The 16,532-nt window shown below is 65.6% G+C and carries 20 protein-coding genes; 6 read left to right on the top strand and 14 right to left on the bottom strand.

Features of this window, described 5'->3' with window-relative positions; all coding sequences use genetic code 11:
• Positions 1 to 6 precede the first annotated feature (6 nt).
• On the top strand, positions 7 to 744 hold the full coding sequence (locus tag ACI2JH_RS05825; RefSeq protein ID WP_101098419.1) for an SDR family oxidoreductase: 738 nt from the start codon (positions 7 to 9) through the stop codon (positions 742 to 744).
• A complete protein-coding gene (locus ACI2JH_RS05820) occupies positions 738 to 2,156 on the top strand; it encodes an efflux transporter outer membrane subunit (RefSeq protein ID WP_191771274.1) in 1,419 nt (472 codons plus the stop codon). The genes ACI2JH_RS05825 and ACI2JH_RS05820 overlap by 7 nt, the downstream gene beginning before the upstream one ends.
• Positions 2,157 to 2,335: 179 nt before the next feature.
• Here the strand turns inward: ACI2JH_RS05820 and ACI2JH_RS05815 are convergent, their stop codons facing one another.
• The 10 genes from ACI2JH_RS05815 to ACI2JH_RS05770 form a co-directional block, all read right to left on the bottom strand.
• Entirely contained in the window at positions 2,336 to 3,187 is an 852-nt protein-coding gene (locus ACI2JH_RS05815; protein WP_404735679.1) for an endonuclease/exonuclease/phosphatase family protein, read from the bottom strand.
• A gap of 91 nt (positions 3,188 to 3,278) precedes the next feature.
• Positions 3,279 to 3,713, bottom strand: coding sequence for a hypothetical protein (locus tag ACI2JH_RS05810; protein WP_404735678.1), 435 nt, complete (start codon positions 3,711 to 3,713; stop codon positions 3,279 to 3,281).
• Between the two features lie 13 nt (positions 3,714 to 3,726).
• Entirely contained in the window at positions 3,727 to 4,065 is a 339-nt protein-coding gene (gene fdxA, locus ACI2JH_RS05805) for a ferredoxin FdxA (RefSeq protein ID WP_404735677.1), read from the bottom strand.
• 34 nt (positions 4,066 to 4,099) lie between these two features.
• Entirely contained in the window at positions 4,100 to 4,855 is a 756-nt protein-coding gene (fabG, locus tag ACI2JH_RS05800; RefSeq protein WP_349999268.1) for a 3-oxoacyl-ACP reductase FabG, read from the bottom strand.
• A gap of 59 nt (positions 4,856 to 4,914) precedes the next feature.
• Positions 4,915 to 6,450, bottom strand: a complete 1,536-nt coding sequence (locus ACI2JH_RS05795; RefSeq protein ID WP_404735676.1) for a phytoene desaturase family protein — start codon at positions 6,448 to 6,450, stop codon at positions 4,915 to 4,917.
• Positions 6,450 to 7,340, bottom strand: a complete 891-nt coding sequence (locus ACI2JH_RS05790) for a diiron oxygenase (protein ID WP_404735675.1) — start codon at positions 7,338 to 7,340, stop codon at positions 6,450 to 6,452. Before ACI2JH_RS05790 ends, ACI2JH_RS05795 begins: the two co-directional genes overlap by 1 nt.
• Before the next feature lie 46 nt (positions 7,341 to 7,386).
• Complete coding sequence (locus tag ACI2JH_RS05785; RefSeq protein ID WP_101098427.1) at positions 7,387 to 7,653, bottom strand: acyl carrier protein; 267 nt, start codon at positions 7,651 to 7,653, stop codon at positions 7,387 to 7,389.
• Positions 7,640 to 8,470, bottom strand: coding sequence for a MaoC/PaaZ C-terminal domain-containing protein (locus ACI2JH_RS05780; RefSeq protein WP_404735674.1), 831 nt, complete (start codon positions 8,468 to 8,470; stop codon positions 7,640 to 7,642). The genes ACI2JH_RS05785 and ACI2JH_RS05780 overlap by 14 nt, the downstream gene beginning before the upstream one ends.
• Before the next feature lie 2 nt (positions 8,471 to 8,472).
• A complete protein-coding gene (locus ACI2JH_RS05775) occupies positions 8,473 to 9,741 on the bottom strand; it encodes a beta-ketoacyl-[acyl-carrier-protein] synthase family protein (protein WP_404735673.1) in 1,269 nt (422 codons plus the stop codon).
• Between the two features lie 61 nt (positions 9,742 to 9,802).
• On the bottom strand, positions 9,803 to 10,654 hold the full coding sequence (locus ACI2JH_RS05770; RefSeq protein ID WP_404735672.1) for a ferredoxin--NADP reductase: 852 nt from the start codon (positions 10,652 to 10,654) through the stop codon (positions 9,803 to 9,805).
• 364 nt (positions 10,655 to 11,018) lie between these two features.
• Here ACI2JH_RS05770 and ACI2JH_RS05765 point away from each other — a divergent pair, with 364 nt between their 5' ends.
• On the top strand, positions 11,019 to 11,192 hold the full coding sequence (locus ACI2JH_RS05765; protein ID WP_042612362.1) for a DUF1328 domain-containing protein: 174 nt from the start codon (positions 11,019 to 11,021) through the stop codon (positions 11,190 to 11,192).
• A gap of 70 nt (positions 11,193 to 11,262) precedes the next feature.
• Here ACI2JH_RS05765 and ACI2JH_RS05760 read toward each other — a convergent pair whose 3' ends face one another.
• A complete protein-coding gene (locus ACI2JH_RS05760) occupies positions 11,263 to 11,646 on the bottom strand; it encodes a VOC family protein (RefSeq protein ID WP_404735671.1) in 384 nt (127 codons plus the stop codon).
• 93 nt (positions 11,647 to 11,739) lie between these two features.
• On the bottom strand, positions 11,740 to 12,192 hold the full coding sequence (locus ACI2JH_RS05755) for a response regulator (RefSeq protein WP_101098431.1): 453 nt from the start codon (positions 12,190 to 12,192) through the stop codon (positions 11,740 to 11,742).
• A gap of 306 nt (positions 12,193 to 12,498) precedes the next feature.
• Between ACI2JH_RS05755 and ACI2JH_RS05750 the strand changes: the two genes are divergently transcribed.
• Entirely contained in the window at positions 12,499 to 12,630 is a 132-nt protein-coding gene (locus ACI2JH_RS05750; protein WP_262926813.1) for a hypothetical protein, read from the top strand.
• Positions 12,630 to 12,803, top strand: coding sequence for a hypothetical protein (locus tag ACI2JH_RS05745; protein WP_182655549.1), 174 nt, complete (start codon positions 12,630 to 12,632; stop codon positions 12,801 to 12,803). The genes ACI2JH_RS05750 and ACI2JH_RS05745 overlap by 1 nt, the downstream gene beginning before the upstream one ends.
• A 178-nt stretch (positions 12,804 to 12,981) precedes the next feature.
• Here the strand turns inward: ACI2JH_RS05745 and ACI2JH_RS05740 are convergent, their stop codons facing one another.
• A complete protein-coding gene (locus tag ACI2JH_RS05740) occupies positions 12,982 to 13,200 on the bottom strand; it encodes an AlpA family transcriptional regulator (RefSeq protein ID WP_101098432.1) in 219 nt (72 codons plus the stop codon).
• Positions 13,201 to 13,548: 348 nt separating this feature from the next.
• On the opposite strand from ACI2JH_RS05740, the gene ACI2JH_RS05735 reads away from it, so the two are divergent.
• Complete coding sequence (locus ACI2JH_RS05735) at positions 13,549 to 14,025, top strand: hypothetical protein (protein WP_404735670.1); 477 nt, start codon at positions 13,549 to 13,551, stop codon at positions 14,023 to 14,025.
• 281 nt (positions 14,026 to 14,306) lie between these two features.
• On the opposite strand, the gene ACI2JH_RS05730 is transcribed toward ACI2JH_RS05735, so the two are convergent.
• Positions 14,307 to 16,400: a DNA cytosine methyltransferase gene (locus tag ACI2JH_RS05730; RefSeq protein ID WP_404735669.1), complete on the bottom strand. Its 2,094-nt coding sequence runs from the start codon at positions 16,398 to 16,400 to the stop codon at positions 14,307 to 14,309.
• Positions 16,401 to 16,532: the final 132 nt, after the last annotated feature.

The raw sequence follows: 16,532 nt of genomic DNA, 5'->3' as shown, positions 1-16,532 counted from the left end.
CCCACAATGAACGCGAATACCAACAAGATTGCGCTGGTCACCGGCGCCACCCGTGGCATCGGCACCGAGACCGTGCGCCAGTTGGCGCAGGCCGGCGTGCACACCCTGCTGGCCGGTCGCAAGCGCGACACCGCCGTGGAAGTCGCACTGAAGCTGCAGGCCGAAGGGCTGCCGGTGGAAGCCATCGAGCTGGACGTCACCGACGAAGCCAGCATCGCCGCTGCCGTCGAGCAGGTCCGCACGCGCCATGGCCACCTGGACATCCTGGTCAACAACGCCGGCATCCTGCTTGATGACATCAGCAAGGCGCCGTCGCAGCAGTCGCTGGAAGCCTGGCGGCGCACCTTCGACACCAACGTGTTCGCGCTGGTGGCGGTGACCCAGGCGTTCCTCCCGCTGCTGCGCGAGTCGGCCGCTGCCCGCATCGTCAACGTGTCCAGCCTGCTCGGTTCGGTCACCCTGCACAGCCAGCCGGGTTCGCCAATCTATGACTTCAAGGTGCCGGCCTACAACGTGTCCAAGAGCGCGGTCAATGCGTGGACCGCACAGCTGGCCTACGAACTGCGCGACACCGCGCACAAGGTCAACACCGTGCATCCGGGCTACGTGAAGACCGACATGAACGGTGGCGAGGGCGAAGTGGAAGTGTCCGTGGGTGCGCAGTCCAGCGTGCAGATGGCGCTGCTGGATGCCGATGGCCCGAACGGCAGCTTCACCTACCTGGGTGAGGTGCTGCCGTGGTGATCAAAACCCTGGTGGTTGCCCTGGCCAGCGTGCTGCTGGCCGGCTGCGTGACCGTCGGACCCAACTACAAGGCGCCGGTGGAAGCACCGGTGACCCTGCAGGGATCGGCGGCGCCGGTGTACAGCACCGAGTCGCCGGTGGCGACCTGGTGGGCACAGTTCGATGATCCGGTGCTGGAGGAACTGGTGCACCGCGCGCTGGCCGACAACCTGGACCTGCGTGTCTCGGTATCGCGCGTGCAGCAGGCGCGTGCGGTGTTCGTTGAAAGCCGCCTGGACCAGGCCCCGCACGTCACCGCGGGCGGTTCGTACGACCGCCGCAAGCAGCCTGATGCGTTGGCCGGTGGTGACCGGGTGTTCAGCGAGACCTACCAGCTCGGCTTCGACGCCGGTTGGGAGCTGGATCTGTTCGGTCGCCAGCGTCGTGCCGCCGAGGCCGCACGCGCGGACCTGGATGCGGAGTGGGCCAACCTCGCCGATGCCCAGGTACTGGTCGCCGCCGAAGTGGCCCGCAACTACTTCGAGCTGCGCGGCACGCAGAAGCGCATCGCAGTAGCCGAACAGACCCTGGGCAACCTGCGTGACACCCAGAAGCTGACCGAAACCCGCTGGGACCTGGGCGCCGGCAGCGAGCTGGACGTGCAGAGCAGCCGTGCCCGGTTGAAGGCCATCGAGGCGGACATCCCGCTGCTGGAAGTGGCCCAGACCCAGTCGCGGCATCGCCTGGCGGTGCTGCTGGGCCTGCGTCCGGATGCGTTGGACGGCCTGCTTGCCCCGCGCGACGTACCGGCCTTCGCCAAGGCATTGCCGCTGGGCGACACCCGTGAACTGCTGCGCCAGCGAGCGGACGTACGCGTGGCCGAACGGCGGCTTGCCGCAGCCACCGCACGGGTCGGCGTTGCCACCGCGGATCTGTTCCCGCGGTTGTCGCTGAGCGGCTTCGTCGGCTTCCTTGGCGGCGATGCCAGCGGGCTGGTCAACGGCAACAACAAAGCGTGGTCGCTGACCCCGTCGTTGAGCTGGGCCGCGTTTGATTTCGGCACCGTGCGTGCGCGCCTGAAGGCCAGCAAGGCCGAAGCCGATGGCGTGGCGGCGCAGTACGAACAGGCCGTGCTGCTGGCGCTGGAAGACACGGAGAACGCGCTGACCCGCTACGCCAAGCAGCAGGCCCGGCTGGCGATCGTCGCTGAGCAGGCGCAGGCCGCACGGCGTGCGGAAACACTGGCGCAGATCCGCTATCGCGAAGGGTCCGAAGACTTCCTGACCCTGCTCGATGCGCAGCGCACGCAGCTGTCGGCCGACGATGCACTGGCCGCCGCCGAAGCGGAGGTCAACGTCAGCGTGGTCGGTGTGTACAAGGCACTCGGGGGCTGGGGCCAGGCCGCCCAGCCAACCGTCGCGCTGGCCAACTGACGCAGCATCGGTAGTGACGGCCGCTGGCGTAGGTGGGTGACGACCGTTGGCGGTAGGTGGGTGACGACCGTTGGTCGTCACGCTCCTGCTCTTGCCGCTGCGCTCGCCGAGCATGGCTCGGCGCTACCCAGCCCAGGCCACCCCCGGTAGTGACGGCCGCTGGCCGTCACGCCGTCGTATTACCGCGCATCCCACTCCAGCTCCACCAGCAACGGGAAATGATCGGACGGCAGGATGCCGTCCACCCGCCCGTCAAGGGTGGCGAAGCTGCGCGCCTTGAAGCCGCGCACCAGTACCCAGTCCAGTTCGGTGGTCGGCTTGCCGGTGAAATCATGGAAGGTCTTCTTCGGTCCATGCGGCGCAGCCACCTGCGTGCGTGCATCCTGCAACGCGGTGGTGAAGGCCGCGTAGGTCGGCCCACCCGGTTCGCTGTTGAAGTCCCCGGTCACCACCACCGGGATATCCGGCGACAGCGTCTTCAGGTGCGCCACGATCGCCTGTGCACCGCGGACGCGCTGCGGCTCGTCTTCTTCGCGGTAGGGCAGGTGGGTGTTGAACAGGTAGAAGCGCCGCCCGTCCGTCACACGACGGAACAAGCCCCAGGTGACCATGCGCGGGAACAGGTTGCCCCAGCTGATGCTGCCTGGCACATCCGGCGTATCGGACAGCCAGAAGTTGCCGGACTGCTCCAGCGCCAGCGCCTTGCTGTCGTAGAACACGCCCATGTGCTCATCACCATCACCGCCACGCCGCCCTTCGCCGAACCATTGGTAGTCCGGCAACTGCGCGGCAAGATAATCGGCCTGCTCCTTGACCAGTTCCTGCGTACCCATCACGTCCGGGTGCGCAGTGCGGATGGTGGCCACCAGCGCCGCACGGCGATCCGGCCAGCGCTTCTGCGGCGCGGTATCGGCGGGCGTGCGTACGTTGAAGGACATCACCTTCAGCGGTGCGGGCGGGGTGGCCGCCGCAGCAGGCAGCGCAAGCGCAAGCAGAAGCAAAGCGGCAGGGCGCCGCAGACGATGCAACATGAGAATCCCTCCATTCCAGGCGAACACGTTCGTGGCAAGGGTCGCATGGAAGGGAAGGGATGGGATGTGCCGTTCCGGCTGGTTGGCCGGATCAACCGGGCAGCGCGTCCCATCGCTGTACCAGCCCGACCAGGTACAGCAGCCCGTACAGCAGGCAGATGGCCGAGCTGACCCAGACGAAGCGCGCGCTGCGCCCGTTGCCAACCAGTACGAAAGGGCCCAGCAGCGCGCGCAGCAGGAAGACGCTGGCAATGCCAACCAGCACCGGCCGCAACAGGGGCAGGGGACCGATCAGCCCGGCCCCGGACAGCGCATAGGCCGCCCACGCCAGCAGCACGACGCAGATCATGCTGGTCAGCGCCGCCGGAACGCGGCTGCCGTCGCGGGCTGCCGCGACGATACGGTCGCCTGCACCACACCACTGGTAGCCACGTGGCCCCTGCAGGATAACCACCAGGTGCAGCAGCGCGGCCAGTGCGGTCAGTGCTGCGGCGGTGAGCAGCAGCGGCGCGCCGGAAGAGGACATCACCGGGCCTGCCTCATGCACGGGCCTCGGTGTCTTCAAGCAGCGCCAGGCGGTCACTGCGTCCGCTCCACAGCGCGTGGTCCGGCAGCGGTTGCATGCGCTCCAGCAACACCGGCCAGCGCTGCGCCAGCCGGGCATTCAGGGCCAGGAAGTGCCGGTTGCCTGCATCCAGCGCGTTGTCGGCGAGGATGGCATCTTCCGGGCATTCCGGGACGCAGAGGCCACAGTCCACGCATTCCTGCGGGTTGATGGCGATGAAGTTGGGGCCCATGTGGAAGGCGTCGGTCGGACAGATGTCCACGCAAAGGGTGTGCCGGCACTGGATGCAGTTCTCGGTAACGACATAGGTCATGGAAAACCTCCTGCAGTTTAGGGGATGATGAAGCTCAAGCGGTCAGGCCACCGTCGATCACGAAGGTCTGGCCGGTCAGGTAGCCGGCGCTGGACGACAGCAGGAAGTTGGCCAATGCAGCGACTTCGGTGACCTCACCCAGGCGTTTGAGCGGGATGTCGGCGGTGATCGACCTGCGGATGGCAGGATCGATCTGCTCGACCATCTCCGTGGCAATGAAGCCCGGGGCGATGGCGTTGACGGTGATCCTGAAGCGCGCCAGTTCCACTGCAAGGGTCCGCGTGATGCCGATCATCGCCGCCTTGGTGGCGGCATAGCCGACCTGGCCCTTGTTGCCTCTCAGGCCGGTCACCGAGGACATCTGGATGATCCGGCCCCGGCGCGCCGACACCATCGCCGACGACATGAACCGGCTGAAATAGATCGCCGAATCCAGGTTGGTGGCCACCACGTCGCGGTAGCGTTCGACGTCCAGGTTGAACATCAACTGGTCGCCGGTGATGCCCATGTTGTTGATCAGGCCATACGGCTCGCCGAAGCGTTCGATGAGCCGTTCGCAGGCCTGCTCCACCGCGGCAGCGTCGCGGCCATCGCACTGGATGCCGTGCGCGTGCCCGCCCGCAGCGGCGACCTCCTGTTCAAGCAGTCCGGCCGCTTCGGCCGAGGACTGGTAGGTGAAGGCCACGGTATAGCCTTCGGTGGCGAGCGCTCTCACCAGGCCCTTGCCGATGCCGCGGCTGCCGCCGGTAACCAGCACCCAGGCGCAGGTGGATGAAGTGAGTGTCTGCATGTCGGTCTCCCGTTCGACTCGTTGTGAAGTGCGTTGCGCGTTGCTGGATGCTGCGGCGGTCATGCGCGGGCGGCCGGCCTGGTCCACTGCCTGGCGGTCATTTCGGCATAGCCGAATGCCGCTTCGTAGCTCGGCCCGGCAACCCACGCGCTGAGGAAATGGACGCCGCGTACGGGGAACCCGTGGTGGAACGTGTGGCCCTTCAGGCTGGTGCCGACCATCGCCCCGTAGCCCGAACCCTCGGTGTTGTTGGTGAACCGGGCATAGGTATGCGGCGTCGCCACTTCGGTGTGGAGCACGTGCCCGCACAGCGCGGGCGCCTGTTGCATCAACCGTTCAACCAGCACCGCCGCAGCGCGGGCCTTCTTCTCCCGATAGGCGGGCGTGCGCCGTGGCGGCCAGTGCGCGGCCGAGTCAAGCACGTTCAGGCACAGCACGTTGCCGCCCCGCGCATCCAGCGCCCGGTAATTGGTGACCTCCATGGGCGAGCACTGCCAATACGCATGTTCGCTGGCAGCCTCGCCGGCATCCCCCTGGGTCGCGGTCCTGCGCGCGCTGAATGCCGCAGACGGGTCGTCGGCGAACAGCATCGATTCGGTGTGGGGAAGTCCCAGCGTGGACGGGTCCACGTCGGTGACCAGGTAGACCGTGGTGGTCGAACGCGCAGGCTTGAGCGCGGCCAGCCTGCAGACCGTGTCCCCCAGCGCCACCTCCTCGCCGAACAGGTTGCCCGCAGCGTAGTGGGGGGATGCGTTGATGTAGACCCGGTCGGCATGAAACACGCCACGCCGGGTGCGCACCCCGGTCACCTGTCCGCTCCCATCGGTGAGCACCTGCTCGACTGCCGTGCCGAGCAGCAGTTGACCACCGGCATCGATCACCTGCTGCGCCAGCAGGTTGGACAGGTGCTGCGAGGAGCCGGTGACGTAGGCGTTGCCCCGACACAAGGTGGCATACACCACATGCAGGTAGTACAGGTAGCCGAGATCTTCTGGGTAGCCGCCCACGTAGATTCCCGGGGCGGCCAGCAGTTCGACCAGGAAGGGATCGTCCACCAGCTCGGCCAGGCCTTCGTACACGGTTCTGGATTTCAGGTGACGGTGGGCATGTCGCAGCTGCGCCATGTCCGGTTCGAAGCTGCCGTCCTGCATCTGGAACTGATAATAGCCATTGCGGCCATGTGTCAGCACATGCTCGAAGAAGGCAGCGATGCCCGCCTCCTGGCGAGGGAAGCGTGCGGTCAGCAAGGCTTGTACGCCGGCCGCATCATTGGGTAGTACCAGGCTCTGCCCGGCACGGCGGGCGCAGAAATAGTCAGCCGGTCGCACCAGCCCAAGCTCTGCCTCCAGGCCCAGGCTTCGCAGGATCCGCAGCAGGTTGCCTTCCTCGTCCATGCCGCTGAGCTTGTGCAGGCTGCAGTCGAACGTGGCCTCCAGGCGCGGGCGTGAGAACGTGGACGCATAGCCGCCGGCGACGATGTGCTTGTCGATCAGCAGCAGCCGCGCGGAGGGATCCTGCTTCACCAGCAAGGCCGCACAGGCCAGGCTGGTGATTCCGGTGCCCACGAAGATGGCGTCCCAGCGTTGCTGTGTCATCAACGCAGGCCCAGTTTGTCCATCCACGCATACAGCGCGGAGAAACGTTCGAGGTTCAGGCGGGCGTTGTGCTCGGAGCGCCACACCGTTTCGATCGCCTCGGGATCGTCCGGCTGGACCGGGAATTCGAACGAGGTGTGCAGCGCGATCTCCGGATTGTAGGTGTACATGTCGACCAGCCGCGGGAAGATCTGCCGGGACATCGCACGCACCTGGTCGACTTCCTCCGCGCTGGCGGTCTCGAAGTAGGATTCGGCGATCCAGCGACCGAAGGCGATATGCCGTGCTTCGTCGTGATGGTGTGCGCGGAACAGGGTGCGGGTCATCGGCTCCACGTCCGGACTCTGGGTCGTATGCATCGCGCCCATTTCCGCCACCCATTCCAGCAGCAGGGTGAACAGCACGCCCACCGGTGGCGCCATGGCCGGCAGCGTGTCGGTGAGCAGCGAATACAGTCCCTGCGGCGGCTGGAACAGCGGCAGGCCGGCCTTGGCCATGAAGCGCTTGAAGGTCAGCGTATGGACGATTTCCTCCTTGGAGAACACCATCAGGTATTCCTGCAGCTCAGGCGCTATGCGTGCGTGGTGGCGGGTGATGTAGCCCATGTACAACGGTGGCAGGGTCTGTTCCAGCCAGATGAACATGGAGATGTCGCGCGCTGTTTCCAGCCAGGCCAGTTCGAGCCGGTTGGCCTCGGTCAATGCCCCGGCGAACGGCGTGCCGGCGATCCACAAGTGGTCCAGGTTCTTCGGCGCGATGCCCTTGTCGATCGGCTCATTCCACGGCAGTACCGTGGCGTGGTCCATCGTATCCAGGTGCGAGGCTTCGCTGAGGCGGAGCACTTTCCCGATCCGGGACGGGGCGATGGTGAGCGTGGTTTCTGTCTGCATGGTGGTTCCTTTGAGGCGCTTTGGTCAGGCGGGAAACAACACCCGGTCAAGCCGGTGCCTGCGCTGCCTGGGTAAGCTCCACGATGTAGTCGCAAAGCGCCTGGAGCGTGCCGATGTTGCGGCTGGCGAATGCCTTGGGATCCATCGCCACGCCCAGCTTCTTTCTCACCACCACCTGCATTTCCACGAAGTCCAGGCTGTCCAGGTCCAGGCCTTCGATGGTGCTTTCCAAGGTGATGTTCTCGATCTCGTCATCCTTCAGTTCCAGGATCAGCTCGCGGATGACGTTGAATACGGATTCAGTGGTGTTCATGGGTATCGTTCTCCTGTGGGTGGGCCAGTTTCCGGATCATCAGGCCCAAGGTGATGGTCATGACGTGGCGCTGCTGCAGGTGTACGCCGAGATCCAGCGTGCCCACTGCTTCATCGTCACTTTCGACCAGGTCGATGTTGTCGATCTGGTAATCGACGACGGGGGGAAGCGCACCGGCGCAGCAGAGTTCGCCGGCAAATACGGTCTGGTGCGTGGTCTGCACCAGCAGGTGCGAGCTCAGGTCCTGGATGTGCTCGAACTGTTCGTCCAGCCGCAAGGCCGGTCCAAGCCGATCGAATGCGGTGCACAGGCGGTACCGGATGAAGTCACCGAATACCAGCGCATCCAGCGCGACCCATTGATCCAGTTGCTTGCCGAGGCCGTCTTCGAAGTGGCGCAGCCAGGCTTCGGTTTCGCCCACCGGAAGGGTGATGCGGCGCGCGTCGGACTCCCAGGCAGGCGGCTGGATACGGCGTGCACCACCGATGAAATGCTCCGCAGCACCCGTGCAGGGACGCAGTTTGAATCCGGTCCGGTCCACGCGATGGACCAGCGCCAGGCTGACGTCGCGGTCACGCAGGACAGGCGCTTTCAACAGCGTCTTGAAATGGATCCAGGGGGCGGCGGCCTGCCCCGGATCCGCAGCCGCCGCGCGACCCAGCGCTTGCTTGATCGGCAGCATCGCCAGCATGCCGTGGACCACCACATCGGCGGCATTCATGCGCAGGGCGGCTTCACGGTCGAAATGGATGGGGTTGCGGTCGCCTGAGAGCCGCGCCCAGGCCTCGATGTCCTGGCTGTCGAAACGAAGGTCCATGCTTACTCCGCCCGGGCGATCATCACGCCCGCGTTGGCGCCGCCGAAGCCGAAGCTCAGGTTCAAGGCGTTGTGGATGTCCTGGCCCTGCAGGTGCTGGTTGGCCACGTAGTTCAGATCGCACTCGGGGTCGGGGCGGTCCAGGTGGATCGTCGCGGGGATGGTGCGATGCTCGATGGCCTTCAGGCACAGCACCGCCTCCAGCGCGCCGGCTGCACCGATCAGGTGGCCGGTATAGGACTTGGTGCTGGACATCGGGATCGCATGCGCGGCCTGGCCCAGTGCTTCCTTCAGCGCGTTGGTTTCGTTGACATCATTGAGCGGCGTGGAGGTGCCATGCAGGTTCACGTAGCCGATGTCTTCGGGTGCCACGCCGGCCTGCGCGCACAGCTGGCGGATCACCTGCACACGCGCCTGCATGTCCTCGGCCGGTGCGGTCATGTCGTAGGCGTCGGAGAAGTTCGCGTAGCCGGTGATCTCGCCGAGGATGCGGGCGCCACGCTGCCGTGCCAGTTCGTAGTCCTCCAGGCACAGCACGGCTGCGCCTTCGGAAAGCACGAAGCCACTGCGGTCCTGGCTGAAAGGACAGCAGGCGCGGCGGATGTCGTCCTGCTCCTTGCTCAGGGCCTGGATCACATCGACCGACCAGACGTTGAACTGTTCTTTCAACGACTCGCTGCCGCCGGCCAGCATGACCTTGGCGCGCCCGCTACGGATGGCCTCGTAGGCTTCGCCGATGGCGATGGTGCCCGTTGCGCACGCGGCCACCGGACTGTTCTGCACGCCGCGGAAGTTCCAGTTCATGGTGACACCAGCAGTTGCCGCGTTGCACATCGACATGACCGTAGCGAACGAGGTCGCCACGCCGGTCTGGCGGTAGTCATTGTTGTTTGCGTTGGCGGTATCCAGGCCTCCCCAGCCGGTGCCGAGCATCACGCCACGGTCGAATGGCGTGCAGATGTCGTCGAGCCCGGTGTCGCCGAATGCCATGCCGATGGCCTCCTCGGCCGCGACCAGGCAGTACTTGGCGAACAGCGGCAGCATCTTTGAGGTCTTCTTCGGGAACGGCCGCATCTGCTCGCGTCCGAAGTCATCGATGAAGCCGAAATAGCGCGCAGTGATGGCTGGATCATCGTGGGTGTATCGCTTGTAGCCCACGCGGTAGGCCATGATCGCTTGCCATATCGCATCGGCGTTGGCGCCCATCGAACTGATGGCGCCGTATCCGGTGATGGCGACGCGGCGCGGGCGCGGGGTAACGGGCATATCCATGGTGCTGGTCTCCTGCAGCAAGGGGCATGGGGTGTCGCCGCGTGATGGCGGCAATCGGGTATCAGGCATCTGCAAAGGCGCGTTCCACGACGTAGTCGCCGGGGTGACCGCGTCCTGGCGAAACGGCGAAGCCACGGGCATCGAGCAGGGCGCGTGTTTCTGCCAGCATTGCCGGCCCGCCGCAGATCATTACCCTGTCGCTGCCCGGCGAAAGCGCAGGTAGGCCAATGTCATCGCAGAGCCGGTTGTTGGCGATCAGGTCGGTAATGCGACCCTGGTGCAGGAAGGGCTCGCGGGTGACAGTCGGGTAATACACCAGTTTCGAACGGACCGCCTCGCCGAGATAATCGTGGCGCGGCAACTCTTCCTGCAGATATTCGCGATAGGCGAGGTCGGCCGCCCTGCGCACGCCGTGCACCAGCACCACTTTTTCGAATGCGGCGTAGGTTTCCGGGTCGCCTGCCAGGCCAAGGAATGGGGCCAGCCCGGTGCCGGTGCAGAGCAGGTAAAGCACCCGGCCTGGCCGCAGGTCGGAAATAATCAACGTGCCGGTCGGTTTGTTACCCACCAGCACTCCATCTCCCGGCTGCAGATGCTGGAGTTCAGTGGTGAGCGGGCCGCCGGGCACCTTGATGCTGAAGAACTCCAGATGCTCTTCATGGCTGGGACTGGCCAGGCTGTAGGCGCGCATCAGCGGGCGCCCTTGGCGTTGCAGCCCCACCATCACGAACTGGCCGGTTTCAAACCGGAACGATGGTGAGCGGGTCGTGGTAAAACTGAAAAGGCTGTCGTTCCAATGGCGAACGGCGAGGACGCTTTCTACCCTGTTTGATTTTCCTGCAGCCGGTGTCGAATTATTTTCCAGCGCCGGAAGGGCGTGGGCCGCATGCTGCGCAATGTCGGAGGCATTCATTCAAACTGTGACCGCGTGAATGTAGGAAGTGCGACCTTAGTTGTGGAGTCGCGCAGCGGGTGTGCGGTCGGTCACAGTGTTAATCGTCAAGGTATATGCATAATGCCCGGGGCGTCACGGCTGTGTTTTTGATTTCATAAAGTGTCGCAACGCGCTCGGCATTTTGTTTGGAAAATTCTGATGGCCGTGACCGGTTTGTTCCGAACGCGACACTGTGCGGGGCGGCGGTAGGGGTTTCCGTGCAACGTCGTCGGCAATGCCTGTCGAGCCTCTTCACCCGACGCAATCGACGGGATCACCAGCGCACGACATGTCTACCGCTACGCTTGGGCCAACACGTAATTCCCTGTCGGAAAGGACTGTCATGATCAAGTGGGCCATCATCTTCGCCATCATCGGCCTCATCGCCGGTGCTCTCGGCTTCGGCGGCATCGCCGGTGCGTCTGTCGGCATCGCCAAGTTCCTGTTCTGGGCGGGCATCATCATCGCCGTGGTGCTGTTCCTGCTCGGCATGACGATCGCCAAGAAAGTGACCTGACCAGTCTTTTGGCGGGCGTGCAATGAAAAAGCCGCATCGGTGACGATGCGGCTTTCTGATTGGGCGGGGATCAGCCGATGCCGGGCCTGTCGAGCACCGCTTCCACGTGGTGCCCGTCGGGATCGATGAGGAAGGCCGCGTAGTAGTGGGGGCCGTGATCGGGGCGGGGCCCGGGCGCGCCATTGTCCTGGCCGCCAGTGGTAACACCGGCACGATGGAAGGCATCAACTGCCTCCTGCGATCTCGCGGCAAACGCGATGTGGGAGCCGTCACGCGGCAGGGCGGCATCGTCAGTGAGGTTGAGCAGCAACAGGTCCTGGTTGTCGACCAGGCCATAGCCGATGGAGTGCTCGCCATCGAAGACGCGGCGATAACCCAGTGCGCCGAGGGCGGCGTCGTAGAAGCGGCCGGCGCGGGTGAGGTCGCCTACGCCCAGAGAAAGATGGTGGAACATCGGACATCGCTGTGGGGATCGGACAGCGAGAATAGCGGTGGCTCGGCTCCGGCGCTGCGACGGGTGCGGACCTGACTGCGCGGGCGGCCCGCCTCAGGCGGCAGGCACGAACGGGGGCGGCGGCTGGTTGGTCATTCCCCAGAACATGCCGAGCTCCTGCACCGCGGATACGAATTCATCGAAGGCGAGCGGCTTGACCACGAATGCATTCACGCCCACCTCGTAGCTTCTCACCAGATCGCGGTCCTGGCGGGAGGCGGTCAGCATCACCACCGGGGTAGGTCGTAGCGCCTCATCGCCACGGATCTCGGCAAGCACTTCAAGGCCATTCAACTTCGGCAGCTTCAGGTCCAGCAGCACCACCACCGGCCCGCCGTGATGTTGCCCGGCGTAGCGTCCGGTGCTGCGCAGGTAATCCAGCGCTTCTTCGCCATCGCGCACGTGGATGACGGGATTGAGCAACTGGCAGCGTGCCAATGCGGCGATGGTCAGCTCTGCGTCCTGCAGGCTGTCTTCTACGAGCAGTATCGGTCGCAGGTCTCTCATGCAGCGTCCTTCAGGATCGAGTCGCCAGCGTCACGGGTCTGGCGTGGGGGGCGCATAGATTTGCATGAGGCCGGTCCGCTGTCAGTACTCCGATGAACGGTTAATATTAACGCTTCAGGATGCGCGTTCAGGCTGTTCTGTGACCGGCCTCCCACCCTGAACTTCCCGGTGTGTCAAATGCGTCAGAATCACGCGGGTTTAACCGTCGCGTCGACAAATTGACGGTGCGCGAAGGGTCGGCAGGGGGACTCTGCACGGAGGTGAAAGCCTGCGTAGGCGTGAACCCCCCACACACAGGACTCACTCATGGAGCTCATGATTGCGCTGCTCGGCATCGCCGCCGCCTTTGCCTCGACGCTGGTCGTGCTGCAGGCGGCCACCCTGGTATGGAAGAAGCTACGCGTGCGGCGTGATGCCGTCAGGAGATCGATTGCCTGATGCGTGCTGTCCGTTATGCGTATGAAAAAGCCCGCCTATGGCGCGCGTCTCCCTTGGTGTCGGCCTGGGCGGCATTCCGTTATGCCCTGACCGGCGACACCGGGTATTTCCGCTCCCATGCGGGCTGGAGGCTGTCGCGCATCCATCGTGGTTCGCTGCAGGAAGACGAGTGAAGCAATAAACGAAAAAGCCCGGAAACCCTTGAATTGCGGGGGTTTCCGGGCTCTCGCGGACCTTCTCGGTCCAATCAATGGTGGAGGTGGGCTCTACCCATTTCCTTCGGTAAGTTATTGACGTAACAGGTTGATCATCGGTGCAGGGGGCGCAGATGCCCCCAAGCATGCCCCCGTGTCACGCTGCCTTGCTATCCCGCTCGCTGATCCGGTCGTGGATCCAAGCATCGACCTCAGATTCGACCCATGCCGCCATGGTCCCGAGATGGACTGGGGCAGGGAAGGTGTGCGCTTTGATCCGGTCGTAGATCGTCGTCTTCGACATGCCGACACGCTCCTGCACTTCCTTCAGGCGGAGCAGGCGCGGCGGCGCGGCAGTGGTGGTGGTTTCGCTCATGTCTTCCTCGATGTTATGCCGCGGATCCGGCGGCCGCAGCCGCCAGGCGCAGGGGGATCTGTACAACGTTGCTGGCCGGCTCAGGAGCCTTGCGCGCGACGCGCGCGGGACGATTCAGCCGGCGCCAGTTGGCCAGCGCCGCGTCCGGGTCTGCGTGCTTGGGAGTCTTCGTGCACCGGCACTCAACGAAGTGGCCACCGCCTGCGCTGGTGCTGCGGCCGTCATGGATGTGCCGCGCGCTGTGACCAGCGGCGCAGGGCGCCAGGCCCTCGGGGTGGTCGATCTGGCATTGGGTCATTGGACACCTCGACTGGAAGGGAAGGAGCGGAAGCAAATACGATGGGACGGATGAACCTGTTCGCTAATTCGACGCATGCGGAACTGCACGGCGCCGCCAAGGGTTTGGCTGGCGAACTGCGCATGAGCGCGGAGGTGCAGGAGCTGCTGCTGGGCAAGCGCTATGTGTCGCCCCACCGGCGCAGGCTCTTGCGCACGCCTGCACCTGGCATCGATCGGCAGCTCGCGGACCTGCTGGATGCGCTGGCCAAGCAGGTGCACCACGGCGCGCATATAGAGGGCGACGCCGAGCAGCTGCTGAAGGACCCGGCCGCAACGCTCCTGGGCGTGTTCGGCCCGAAGCTGGCGGAGCTGCAGCGGAACGCTCGCCACCACGTGGTGCTCGAAGCGGCGAACGTGACCCTGCGGGCTCGCGCGTCGGCGTGGCTCGAGGCAGGCGAGCCCGGCGAGACACGGCATGCGCGCGCGCTGGCTAGCAACAGCGGCTTGGCCGAAATTCTGAAGGAGATGGAGCCCCTTCGTAGGTGACTCGGCAGAAAGGAACAGCGAAAATGCTGTCGTCTGGTCGGAAGGAGCAGCACATGCCCCGGCGAATTGAGGTCCAGGGATACAGTTTGGTGATCTCGTCGACAGCGCTGGAGCGCCGTTGGCGGGGTGTCGTACATCTGATCGACTCCGATGGCAGGCACGTGAGGACCATCGAAACTCGCGTCGACCATGCAACATCGGATGACGCGGAAAAGGTCGCAGCCGGCCTCGGCGAGCAGGCCGCTCGACAACTTGCCGGAATGAGGCTTCACTAAGCCGATTCATGCTGCCGCCGCCATCGGCGCTGCGACAGGGTCCAGATTTGCCTCGGCAAGCGCGCGCAGCGGCGGCGGGCTGACGCTGTTGCCGACCATGCGCACGGCGGCGCTGGTGGTGAGCGGTGTGCCGTTTGCCGTGCGGTCGATGATGTAGCCCGGCGGGAACCCCTGCGCGCGGTACAGCTCGTGTGGCTTGAGCATGCGCAGGCCGATATCCACGATGACGTAGGGCGTGCCCTTGATGACGACGGTGACCAGCGCCAGTCGGTCCTTGGTAGTGACCGTATCCAGCGGGTCACGCGGATCCACCGCGATACCGCTGCCGTAGTACTTCACCAGGAACGCGGCAACGCGCAGCGCGCCCTCCTGATGCTCCGGCGACAGCTGGGCCAGGTCTGCGGTTACCAGCTGCTGCTGGCTGCCGGTGGCGGTGATAGTGCTGACCGGCATGCGCGCATCGCGCCCGCCGCCGTCGTAGAAGCCACCGTTGGCCTGCTCGAGGAAGGCGGTAGCCACGCAGTGGTGCTCGGCCTGCGCGGCGACTGTGGAAAGCGGGGCGCGCGCGTCTGCGCCGACCATGTTCCTGCGCAGCGTGACCAGGCTGGCGGCGGCAATGCCCAGCGCGTGCGCGGCGCCTGCAGGCCGCGCCGCCCCAGCACCCGAGGTGATCGTGGGCACCGGATCGGTAACCGAAGTACCGATGCTTTCGCCCCGGAACTTCACAAGGTGCGGCGCTGCGACCGCGTGCTTGATGCCCCCGGCCACCACGGTGCCCAACGGCTGCTGCAGGTCCAGTGCGCGCGGAGCCTGGCCCTCGCGCTCGCCGTAGCCGGTCTGCACCAGCACGGGCGCGACCAGCGCCGTATCCGCTTTTGCCGTCATGGTGTACAGCGGGTCGGCGCCAGTGCGTGGTTCCGACTGGCCCGCCCGGCCACCGACCCCGGCAAGAACTGGCGTGACCACCGAGAAGTGGCCGCCTTTCACCCCGGCGCACATCGTGCGCAGCGGGTCGCCCGCATCCATGGTGCGCTGGGTGCTGGCGTTTGCATGTTCGGTAATAAAGGGCGCCAGTTCCGGCATGGCCAGCATCAGCTCGCCGCGGTTGGCAGCGGTGATGGTGCGCAGCGGCTCGTGCACGCCATGGACCCGGTCGGCACCCTGGTGCGTCACCGGCACAATGAACGGGTCCGCCGACTGGATGACGTGGCGCATGGTGCCCTTGGCGATGCGGCGCATCGTGGCGTCGGCCAGCGGCCGCTTGCGCCCGAAGATGGACGGGCAGGGGATGCTGAAGTCCAGGCAGTCGGCAGCGGATACGCGCGGCTTCTGGCCCGGCGCGGTGCCGTGGCTTGCCGCAGGCCACACGATCGTCTCACCGTCGCGACGCCCCAGAAGGAACAGCCGCTCCCGGCTTGTGCCAGCACCGAAGTCACTGGCCACCAGCTTTCGCCATTCGACCACGTACCCCAGCGCCCGCAACGCGGCGACGAACTGCCGCCACGTGCGGCCGGTGCGGCTCTTATCGGGGACCAGCTGCTGATGCTCGACCGGCACGCGCTCGCCGCGCGCTGCAACGGTGCCGTCCATCTTCAGCACGCGACCCGTCGCCTTGCAGCGCTTGGCGATCAGCGGGCCCCAGGTCAGGATCTGCCACACGTTCTCCATCGAGAAGATGCGCGGGGCGGTGTTGGTAGCGTTGACTAGGTCGGCGCGCAACAGCATGCCGATCCACTTCAATACCACCCACGACAGGGCGCGCGTCTTTCGGCTGCGCGGCTGGCCGCCCTTGGCCTGGCTGAAATGCGTGCAGTCAGGGGAGGCATGGAACCAGCCCACTGCACGGCCGGCCACGTCCACGCGCGGATCGGCGTGCCAGATGTCCTCGCGGTGGTGGCTAGTGAGCGGGTGGTTCGCCGCGTGCATGCCGATCGCCAGTTCGTCGTGGTTGTAGGCGAGCGCGGGGTCTTGGCCCAACGCCTGCTTCAGCGCCTCGCTGGCGCCGCCGCCGCCGGCGAACAGATCGACCACAATCTCACCGGGGCGCAGGCGCGAACGCTGCGGCAGCGGGAAGTTGAACGAGCGAGAGCCATCAGCCATGGGTAGATTCCTTCGGGCACTGGTTGCAGGTAGCGGTGAGCGGCGCGCGCTGAGAAAAGCGGGAGCCACGGACGGGGACGGCGGGGCAGGTGACGGTGTGCCCGCAGGACAGGAGGCAGCTGTACTGCCTGC

It is taken from the genome of Stenotrophomonas sp. NPDC078853 (genome assembly GCF_044901215.1).
Lineage (GTDB): Bacteria > Pseudomonadota > Gammaproteobacteria > Xanthomonadales > Xanthomonadaceae > Stenotrophomonas > Stenotrophomonas lacuserhaii.
Note: the sequence above shows the minus strand (reverse complement) of the source record. Positions and strands in the feature narration are given on the sequence as shown.

Excerpts from the sequence above, each read along its gene's own strand:
- ACI2JH_RS05825 (WP_101098419.1), top strand. The coding sequence starts at position 7 with ATGAACGCGAATACCAACAAGATTGCGCTGGTCACCGGCGCCACCCGT.
- ACI2JH_RS05815 (WP_404735679.1), bottom strand. The coding sequence starts at position 3,187 with ATGTTGCATCGTCTGCGGCGCCCTGCCGCTTTGCTTCTGCTTGCGCTT.
- ACI2JH_RS05810 (WP_404735678.1), bottom strand. The coding sequence starts at position 3,713 with ATGTCCTCTTCCGGCGCGCCGCTGCTGCTCACCGCCGCAGCACTGACC.
- fdxA (WP_404735677.1), bottom strand. The coding sequence starts at position 4,065 with ATGACCTATGTCGTTACCGAGAACTGCATCCAGTGCCGGCACACCCTT.
- fabG (WP_349999268.1), bottom strand. The coding sequence starts at position 4,855 with ATGCAGACACTCACTTCATCCACCTGCGCCTGGGTGCTGGTTACCGGC.
- ACI2JH_RS05795 (WP_404735676.1), bottom strand. The coding sequence starts at position 6,450 with ATGACACAGCAACGCTGGGACGCCATCTTCGTGGGCACCGGAATCACC.
- ACI2JH_RS05790 (WP_404735675.1), bottom strand. The coding sequence starts at position 7,340 with ATGCAGACAGAAACCACGCTCACCATCGCCCCGTCCCGGATCGGGAAA.
- ACI2JH_RS05785 (WP_101098427.1), bottom strand. The coding sequence starts at position 7,653 with ATGAACACCACTGAATCCGTATTCAACGTCATCCGCGAGCTGATCCTG.
- ACI2JH_RS05780 (WP_404735674.1), bottom strand. The coding sequence starts at position 8,470 with ATGGACCTTCGTTTCGACAGCCAGGACATCGAGGCCTGGGCGCGGCTC.
- ACI2JH_RS05775 (WP_404735673.1), bottom strand. The coding sequence starts at position 9,741 with ATGGATATGCCCGTTACCCCGCGCCCGCGCCGCGTCGCCATCACCGGA.
- ACI2JH_RS05770 (WP_404735672.1), bottom strand. The coding sequence starts at position 10,654 with ATGAATGCCTCCGACATTGCGCAGCATGCGGCCCACGCCCTTCCGGCG.
- ACI2JH_RS05765 (WP_042612362.1), top strand. The coding sequence starts at position 11,019 with ATGATCAAGTGGGCCATCATCTTCGCCATCATCGGCCTCATCGCCGGT.
- ACI2JH_RS05760 (WP_404735671.1), bottom strand. The coding sequence starts at position 11,646 with ATGTTCCACCATCTTTCTCTGGGCGTAGGCGACCTCACCCGCGCCGGC.
- ACI2JH_RS05755 (WP_101098431.1), bottom strand. The coding sequence starts at position 12,192 with ATGAGAGACCTGCGACCGATACTGCTCGTAGAAGACAGCCTGCAGGAC.
- ACI2JH_RS05750 (WP_262926813.1), top strand. The coding sequence starts at position 12,499 with ATGGAGCTCATGATTGCGCTGCTCGGCATCGCCGCCGCCTTTGCCTCG.
- ACI2JH_RS05745 (WP_182655549.1), top strand. The coding sequence starts at position 12,630 with ATGCGTGCTGTCCGTTATGCGTATGAAAAAGCCCGCCTATGGCGCGCG.
- ACI2JH_RS05740 (WP_101098432.1), bottom strand. The coding sequence starts at position 13,200 with ATGAGCGAAACCACCACCACTGCCGCGCCGCCGCGCCTGCTCCGCCTG.
- ACI2JH_RS05735 (WP_404735670.1), top strand. The coding sequence starts at position 13,549 with ATGAACCTGTTCGCTAATTCGACGCATGCGGAACTGCACGGCGCCGCC.
- ACI2JH_RS05730 (WP_404735669.1), bottom strand. The coding sequence starts at position 16,400 with ATGGCTGATGGCTCTCGCTCGTTCAACTTCCCGCTGCCGCAGCGTTCG.